General features: G+C 61.9%; 7 protein-coding genes. 1 reads left to right on the forward strand and 6 read right to left on the reverse strand.

Annotated elements, in window-relative coordinates; translation table 11 throughout:
* The 3 genes from QZ079_RS06750 to QZ079_RS06760 all read right to left on the reverse strand — a co-directional run.
* Positions 1-953: PTS fructose transporter subunit IIC (locus tag QZ079_RS06750; RefSeq protein ID WP_297036776.1), on the reverse strand; the 953-nt coding region annotated here is incomplete at its 3' end.
* A gap of 84 nt (positions 954-1,037) precedes the next feature.
* On the reverse strand, positions 1,038-1,346 hold the full coding sequence (locus QZ079_RS06755) for a PTS fructose transporter subunit IIB (protein WP_291288201.1): 309 nt from the start codon (positions 1,344-1,346) through the stop codon (positions 1,038-1,040).
* Between the two features lie 84 nt (positions 1,347-1,430).
* Positions 1,431-1,886: a PTS sugar transporter subunit IIA gene (locus QZ079_RS06760; protein ID WP_297036779.1), complete on the reverse strand. Its 456-nt coding sequence runs from the start codon at positions 1,884-1,886 to the stop codon at positions 1,431-1,433.
* 373 nt (positions 1,887-2,259) lie between these two features.
* Between QZ079_RS06760 and QZ079_RS06765 the strand changes: the two genes are divergently transcribed.
* Positions 2,260-3,054: a gluconate 5-dehydrogenase gene (locus tag QZ079_RS06765; RefSeq protein WP_297036782.1), complete on the forward strand. Its 795-nt coding sequence runs from the start codon at positions 2,260-2,262 to the stop codon at positions 3,052-3,054.
* A gap of 153 nt (positions 3,055-3,207) precedes the next feature.
* Here QZ079_RS06765 and QZ079_RS06770 read toward each other — a convergent pair whose 3' ends face one another.
* From QZ079_RS06770 to QZ079_RS06780, 3 genes are all read right to left on the reverse strand, one after another.
* On the reverse strand, positions 3,208-4,116 hold the full coding sequence (locus QZ079_RS06770) for a DeoR/GlpR family DNA-binding transcription regulator (RefSeq protein WP_297036784.1): 909 nt from the start codon (positions 4,114-4,116) through the stop codon (positions 3,208-3,210).
* Positions 4,117-4,295: 179 nt separating this feature from the next.
* The gene (locus tag QZ079_RS06775) at positions 4,296-5,393 is read right to left on the reverse strand and encodes a glycoside hydrolase family 172 protein (protein ID WP_297036787.1); all 1,098 of its coding nucleotides are present in this window, start codon (positions 5,391-5,393) and stop codon (positions 4,296-4,298) included.
* 155 nt (positions 5,394-5,548) lie between these two features.
* Positions 5,549-7,126: a nucleoside/nucleotide kinase family protein gene (locus QZ079_RS06780; RefSeq protein ID WP_297036790.1), complete on the reverse strand. Its 1,578-nt coding sequence runs from the start codon at positions 7,124-7,126 to the stop codon at positions 5,549-5,551.
* Positions 7,127-7,463: the final 337 nt, after the last annotated feature.

A 7,463-nucleotide genomic window follows, 5' to 3' on the forward strand; every position in this document is an offset into this window, starting at 1 on the left:
CCGCCGTGAGCAGCCACGGACTCGACGCCCATGCCGACCGCGATGGCACCGGCCACGCCGGAACCGATCATGGAAGCGGGGATGAAGCGCACCGGGTCAGCAGCGGCGAAGGGAAGCACGCCCTCGGTGATGAAGCACAGACCCATGGGGAACGCGGTAATAGCGGTGTCGCGCTCGGTCTGGGTGAACTTGTTGCGGGCGATGAGCGAAGCGACGAAGGCGCCCACGGGAGGAGTCATGCCGCCGATGATCTTAGCGGACATAGGACCATAGATGCCGTCCGCGCCGAGCGCGTTCGCAGCCATGGAAGCGGTCTTGTTGATGGGGCCGCCCATGTCGAAGCCCATGCAAGCGCCGATGACGGCACCGATGATGGCCTTGGAGCCACCGTTGAGCGAGATGATCCACTGCTGGAAGACGTCCATGATCCACGCAAGCGGCTGCATGAAGACGCAGAGGAAGAGCATGCCGCACACGAAGGTGCAGAGCACGGGCATGATGAGCACGGGCATGAGGCCGGCGCACCAATGCGGGAGCTTCCAGGTCTTCATCCAAAGCAGGAAGTAGCCGATCACGAAGCCCATGAGCAGGCCGCCCAGGAAGCCAGCCTTGGACATGGTGCAGACGTAACCGATGATGAAGCCGGGGACGATGCCGGGGCGCTCAGCGATGGCATAGGCCATGTAGGCGCACAGGATCGCGACGGCGAAGTTCATGGCATAGCTGGAGAGCATGTTGACGCCCCACCAGAAGCCGCCCCAGGTGAAGGGCTCCATGCCGGTGAATGGCGTGGCCCAGGAGCCGGAAACCTCAGAGTAGAAGTCACCGATGGCATAACCGCCGAAGCCCTTTGCGAGAGCTCCGAGGATACCGCCGGCAACGACCATGGGGATCATGTAGGAGATGCCCGTCATGATCGTCTTCATAACGCCGACCTTCTTGATTTCTGCCATGGAACTCCCTCCTTTCTTGTTCTATGCGGGTTCCCCCGCTTGAGCCATATGGCTCGGTACACCAACTTTGAGTTCGAGGTGATGCTACTGGGCGAGTTTCTTCTCGATGGTAGCGATCAGGCTCTTGGGGTTCTTCATAGCGACGCTGATCTTGATGTCGACGACGCGCTTACCCTTGAAGCGCTCCATCGGCACCTCGATGTCGTGAGCGATGATCACGACGTCCGCAGCTTCAATCTCCTCGGGAGTGAGGACATTGTCCGCCCCGATGGAGCCCTGCGTCTCGATCTTGCACTCATGGCCGGCAGCCTCAGCGGCGTCCTTGATCTTCTGGGCGACGATGTAGGTGTGCGCGATGCCAGCGGTGCAGGCGGTAACGCCAACGATCTTCATGGTTCCCTCCTCTTCAAAGTCCCTTGGGGTCTCCCCCACTTCGATGCACGGCTTTCCGTGCACCCTATCTCGCGGCGAGTTCCCCTACTCGGCCGTAAGAATTGCGATGATGTCTTCCTTGGTCTCGGCGTGCTGCAGCTTCTCGACGAGCGCCTCGCTGCCGATCTTGCCAGCAAGCTGGGCGAGCAGGCGCAGGTGGGTCTGCTCGAAGCCCTTGTCGTCGGAGACGCAGAACAGGAAGAACAGGTTCACGGGCTCGTCGTCGTAGCTCTCCCACTCGACCATGTGGTTGGAACGGCCGATGGCGATGGTGTTCTGGAGCACCGCGCTCGACTTGCCGTGCGGGATGGCAACGTGGTTGCCGGCACCGGTAATGCCCATGGACTCGCGGACGTAGATGTCCTTCACGAACTGATCGACGTCGGAGATGTAGCCGCCATCGAGCAGGAGATTCGCCAGCTCGTGCAGGACCTCGTCCTTCGTCGTGCCCTGAACATCGAGGCTGATGATGTCCTCGTGCAGAACGTCGCTCAGTTCCATATGTCTCCCTTCGTTGTCCGGGGCCGGTGCCGCCGGGTTTTTACTCACTCTGTAATACGACGATTGCACTCCTTGCGGAAGTTGCGCATCGGTGAACGTTCGGTTTTCGAACGTAAACGGTAGCTGATTTTTCAAAATTTGAAAAGGTCTTGATTTGAGAAGCGTCTCTGGCGTATTGTTTTTGCAGGTAATTGACTGTTTTTTGAAAAGCAATATGGGATCTACGAAGGAAAATGACAGTTAGGAAAACTTTCGTTTCTCGATTTTATTTATAGTATTTGACGTTTACGCCATATATTTTTTTCGTTTTTCTTCGATACGACGATTTGGCGACGATAGGCACGGAAACGGACGGACAGAGAAGGGATGCGCAATGGATCAGTTCAGGATCGACGGTAAGGTGGCCCTGGTCACGGGAGCTTCGCACGGAATCGGGTTCGGCATCGCGGTGGCGCTCGCGAAAGCGGGCGCGAAGGTCGCGTTCAACTGCCGCACCGCCGAGCGCCGGGACGCGGCCGTCGAGGCGTACCGCGAGGCGGGCGTCGAGGCGACGGGCTATGTGGGCGACGTCACGAACGAGGCGCAAATGCGCGAGATGCTCGCCGATATCGCCGAAAAGCTGGGGCCGGTGGACATCCTTGTGAACAACGCGGCCGTCATCAAGCGCGTTCCCATGCACGAGATGGATGCCGAGGACTTCCGCCGCATCATCGACACGGACCTAACGGCGGCCTTCATCATGTCGAAGCTGGTGCTGCCCTCCATGATGGAGCGCGGCGGTGGCAAGATCATCAACGTGTGCTCCATGATGAGCGAACTCGGGCGCGAGACCGTGAGCGCGTACGCCGCGAGCAAGGGCGGCCTCAAGATGCTCACCCGCAACATCGCCTCCGAGTACGGCAAGTACAACATCCAGTGCAACGGCATCGGGCCTGGCTACATCGCCACCGAGCAGACGGCGCCTCTGCGCGAGCCGCTGCCCGATGGTTCGCGCGCGCCCTTCGACGCGTTCATCATCTCGAAGACCCCGGCCGAGCGCTGGGGATCGGTGGAAGACCTCATGGGTCCCGTGGTCTTCCTCGCCTCACCGGCGTCCGACTTCGTGAACGGCCACATCCTCTATGTCGACGGCGGCATCCTCGCCTACCTCGGCCATCAGCCGGAATAGCCGCATGCCAGATCATGTCAAATAACCCCAGGGGTTTTTCGACATGCGACCTCTTTCGCGCACCGCTCCTCTCCCCGGGGCGGTGCCCTTTTATATCGAAGTACTCTGTCGAATCACCCTAGGCGGTTTCGACAGAGTTGCGGCATGCGGCCGCTACACGTTCGCGTCGATATGCGTCATCCACTGGCGGCCGCTCCGCCGGTCCGCCGACCCGCCGATGAGCTCCTCGCCGGGAATGAGCACGCCCTTGGGCGCTTCGTCGGCGATAACCAGGCGCGTGTGCGTGCGCGACGCCTCGACCGCCTGCTTCATCGCGCCGTCGGGGTCTTCGTCCATCACAATGACGTCGAAATCCGCGATGCTGGCAAAAGAAATGAAGCTCGGACGGCGCATCTTTGAGGTGTCCATAAGCACGATGTGACGATTCGAGTGCGCCAACATACTGCGCTTGATCTCCGCGTTGCCCGTATACTCCGTCGCGAACCCCTGCTGCGGGTCAAACGAGTCCGTTCCCATGAACGCCTTGTCCACGTAGAGCCTGCTCAAGATGTCGTTCGCGATGGAGCCGGTGATGTAGCGGTGGTTCTTGCGGAGCGCGCCGCCCAGGAGCACGACATCGGCATGGGGCAGGTTCGAATCGGCGAACGTTGCGATGGAGAGGTCGTTCGTCACGATGGTGATGTCGTGCTTGCTGCCGAGCAGGCGGACGAACTCGAGCGTCGTCGTCCCGGAGTCCACGAAGAGCGAGTCGCCGTTTGACACGAGTCCTGCGGCGCACTCGGCAACCTTGCACTTGGCATCGACGTTGAGGTTCATGCGCTGGTCCGGGTACGAGATGGTGATGGTGCGCGTGATCGAGACGGCACCGCCGTGCGTGCGGCGCAGCTTCCCGGCGCGCTCGAGCTTGTCGAGGTCGCTTCGGGCGGTGACCTCGGAGATGCCGAAATGCTCGCAGATGTCCGCCACGTGGATCGAGGTGCGGCTGTTCACCTCGTCCACGATCATAACACGGCGCTCATCTGCAGAAACCTTACGCGGCTCCTTATCGTCCGTCTCCCACATGGCCGGCACCCTCCCCGTTTGAGCGCTATGCGCGTTTCGTTTCCGAAACCATTATGCGTCAAACCGCGCAGAAACGAAAACGAGGCACTTGCCCCAATGTCCCAATAAGGGACAGGTGCATTTTGGGACATGACGGCACAAAATGATAATTTCAGTACCAGGTACTGAAATTATCATTTTTATCTTGGCCAGCGCTCCTCCGGGGAGGGCAACTGCGGGAACTCGACATAGGGCTCGTCCTGGTACCAGTAGGCGACGGTCGCCACATCGTCCTGGCGCTCGAACAGGCCGCGATGGCACACGCCGATCTGCTGAAGCGTCACGCGAATGTCCTGCTCAAAGTGGATGGGATCGGGAATGTGCCACCGGTAGAACCCACGCATGGGCGGGACGTCGTCGTTGTGGTAACGGTTGTACACCGTCGTGTCGCGGTTCGCGTAGAACGGGTATCCCAGAAACGGCGTGCAGTAGTTCTGCTCGACAGTCTTGCCAGTCTCGTGGGACGCGAAGCTCCACGCGCCGCCGAAGTAATCCTCCGTACCCGTTCCGCAGATAGTGGGATACTCATCGTCACCGTCGAGGTAGAACTTCATCTCGCCTTCGCCCCACCAGTAGCGCTCGAGCGTAGAAAGCGCGAGGTACGTCCCTACGTACTGGCCGCGCCCCCGCACGTTGTCGAGCACCACGTAATCGCGCCCCTTCTGCGTGAGGCGTTCGCGGCGCCACTGGGCGTGGAAGTACCCAGCGTTCTGTGGCACCTCGCCCAAGCAGTAATCGACCTGGTAGAAGAAGGACGAGATCGCGTTCTTGTGCTGGTTCTCGAGGGTGATCCTCGCGTGGCACTTGAACGGCATGGGGAAATAGCAGTTGAGGCCGCGGTCGGGGATGACCACGATGGGCAGCGAGTTCACCACGCAGCCCTGGCCGAGCCCGCAGCAGAAGAAATCGCCCAGCGGCACCTCGACGGACGGGCGCGTCTGGCCGTCCCAGTAGAAGCGCAGCACCAGGTCGCGCAGGACAAAGCAATCGGCATCAGTCGTCTTGTCCTTGACGGTGATCCAGATGTGCTGAATCGTGCCGGGGCCTTCGATATCGGCGAGCTCGACGGTGTCGCCCGGCTGGATGCCACGCAGGCACGGCGACCCCTTGCGCGACGGTCCGAGGTCACTCGCCGCCATGCCGCCCTTGCCCTTCTCGCCGCGACGGTTCTCGCCGTTAATCGCGCGAGACTGCCCACCGGTGATGAGCGCAACAGAGTTCCAGTTCATATCGAGCATGATGAATCCCTTTCTCGATGGTGCTCGGGATGTCAAATTACCCCAGGGGTTTTTCGACACGACACGCGCGCCGAGCGATATCGGTTGTGGCAAACCCCCGGGCATGTCGAAAAACCCCTGGGGTAATATGACATCCCCCTCCGGCCGAGCCGCCGTCAGGCAAGGCCGAAATGCTGCAGCGCGGTGGCGACGCCGTCCTCCTGGACAGCATCGGTCACATAGTCCGCGCAGGCGCGGGCGGCGGGCAGCGCGTTGCCCATGACCACCGCTACATCCACGGCGGAGAGCATGGTCACGTCGTTTTCGGAATCCCCGAACCCGTACACCGTGCCGAACTCGATGCCGCGCTCGCGCAGCGCCCGCCAAATGGCGCGCATGCCTTCGAACTTGTTGATATCCGGAACCGTCATCTCGTGCGCGCCGATACCTAAGTCGGATACGACGAAGTGCTCGCGGATGAACGGCATGGCCGGTTCCAAGCGATTGAGCAGAGCGGTGTCGAACACGATCTTCGCGACCTTGAACGAATCCGGCTCCGCAAGCAGCGCTCGCACGCCCTCGATGTCGACACGCCGTTCCTCATGCGCCTCGTCGTCGAACAGCGACGGCACATCCGGCCAGCTCAGGGTAATGCCGCTCGTAGCCGTCTCGAGATATGCGGGCATGTGCACCCGTTCGAACACATCGACGAGCTCGCAGATAAGCTCATGCGGAATGCTGCGCTCGCGAATCACCTCGCCGTCGAACTCCACGTGCCCGCTGGCGAGCATGATCTTGCCTGCGAACGGACAAGCAAGCACCGCGGGCGAAACCGATATCGGCGGACGCCCCGTGCAGAGCACCGCAATGTTCCCGCGCCCCACGAAGCGCTCGATCGCGGCGCGCACCGCGGGCGTTGGTGCGGAAAGCTCATGTGGGATGTCGTCGTGATCCCACGTGAGTGTGCCGTCGACGTCGAAGAACGCGACCGCCGGCAGCGTATCCTCGCGCCTGATGCGCCCTGTGGCATCCACCTGCAGCCGCACGTCCGCCGCCGCACTTCCCCGGCGCACCCGCTCGACGTTCCTGCCGTCGCTCGCCTCGAAAAACGCTTCCGCCTCGTCGCGACCCATGCCGCCGCGCACCTTGCGCGCAACGAGCCGCTCATGCAGGAGCGACGAATCGGCGTCCAAAAAGACTGTGCAGTCGGCCAGCTCGACGAGCCCGCGCCACGGCTCCTCGTCGAGCAGTAGGTAGTTTCCCTCGACGAGCACCACGGGCGCATCGATCGTTATTCCCTCGGACACCACGTCGTGCTCGATGCGGCTATAGACCGGCCAGCTCACCGGGCGTGCAGAGGTACGCGTCTCACGCACCTTCTCGATGAACGCGCGCACGTCGAAGGTCTCGGGTGCGCCCTTGATCGCGCGGAGCGGAAGCGTGCGGCCATCCGCCAACGTCACGTCGTGGCTGTCCAGATAGGTGTTGGGAAAGTGAAACCCGTCCATGCCGATCGCTTGCATACGCGGCAGCCGCGGATCCTCCTCCGCCAAGCGCTCCATCGTCGCAGCGAGCGTGGACTTGCCGGCACCGGGGGGCGCCGCGATGAACACGATGGTGCGTGCGCAGGCCGCATCTACGCGCTCCGTGCAGCGCGCAATCCGGTCGAGCAGCGGCAGCAGTACGCGTTCCACATCGGCATCGCGATATTCAGCGGCAACCGCCTGCCCGTTCACCTCAAGCTGAAATGTCACCACTGCGCACGCTCCTCTCACACCTATACCGCTCCGTTACCGAACCATCGCGACTCGTATCTCCCACATGTGCATATTCTGGGAGATACGGGCGCGTTGGAACGGTCTTATTGCCTACCTTTGCATATTATGGGACATACGGGCGCCCGCATGCGTAGCGCCGCACTCACACGCCCGCGGCACATCCGCAGCACCGCGCTCGAGCGCCCGCGTCCCACCTGCATCCTACAGCTTGCGAACCTCCGCCGCCATGACGCGGCACAGATCCTCCGCCTGGGGCATGACGCCGCACGCCTCGAAGAAGCCGTGGTCGCAACCCAGGTAGCGGATGGGGGGG

The sequence above is a fragment of the uncultured Enorma sp. genome (assembly GCA_905210055.1).
Lineage (GTDB): Bacteria > Actinomycetota > Coriobacteriia > Coriobacteriales > Coriobacteriaceae > Enorma.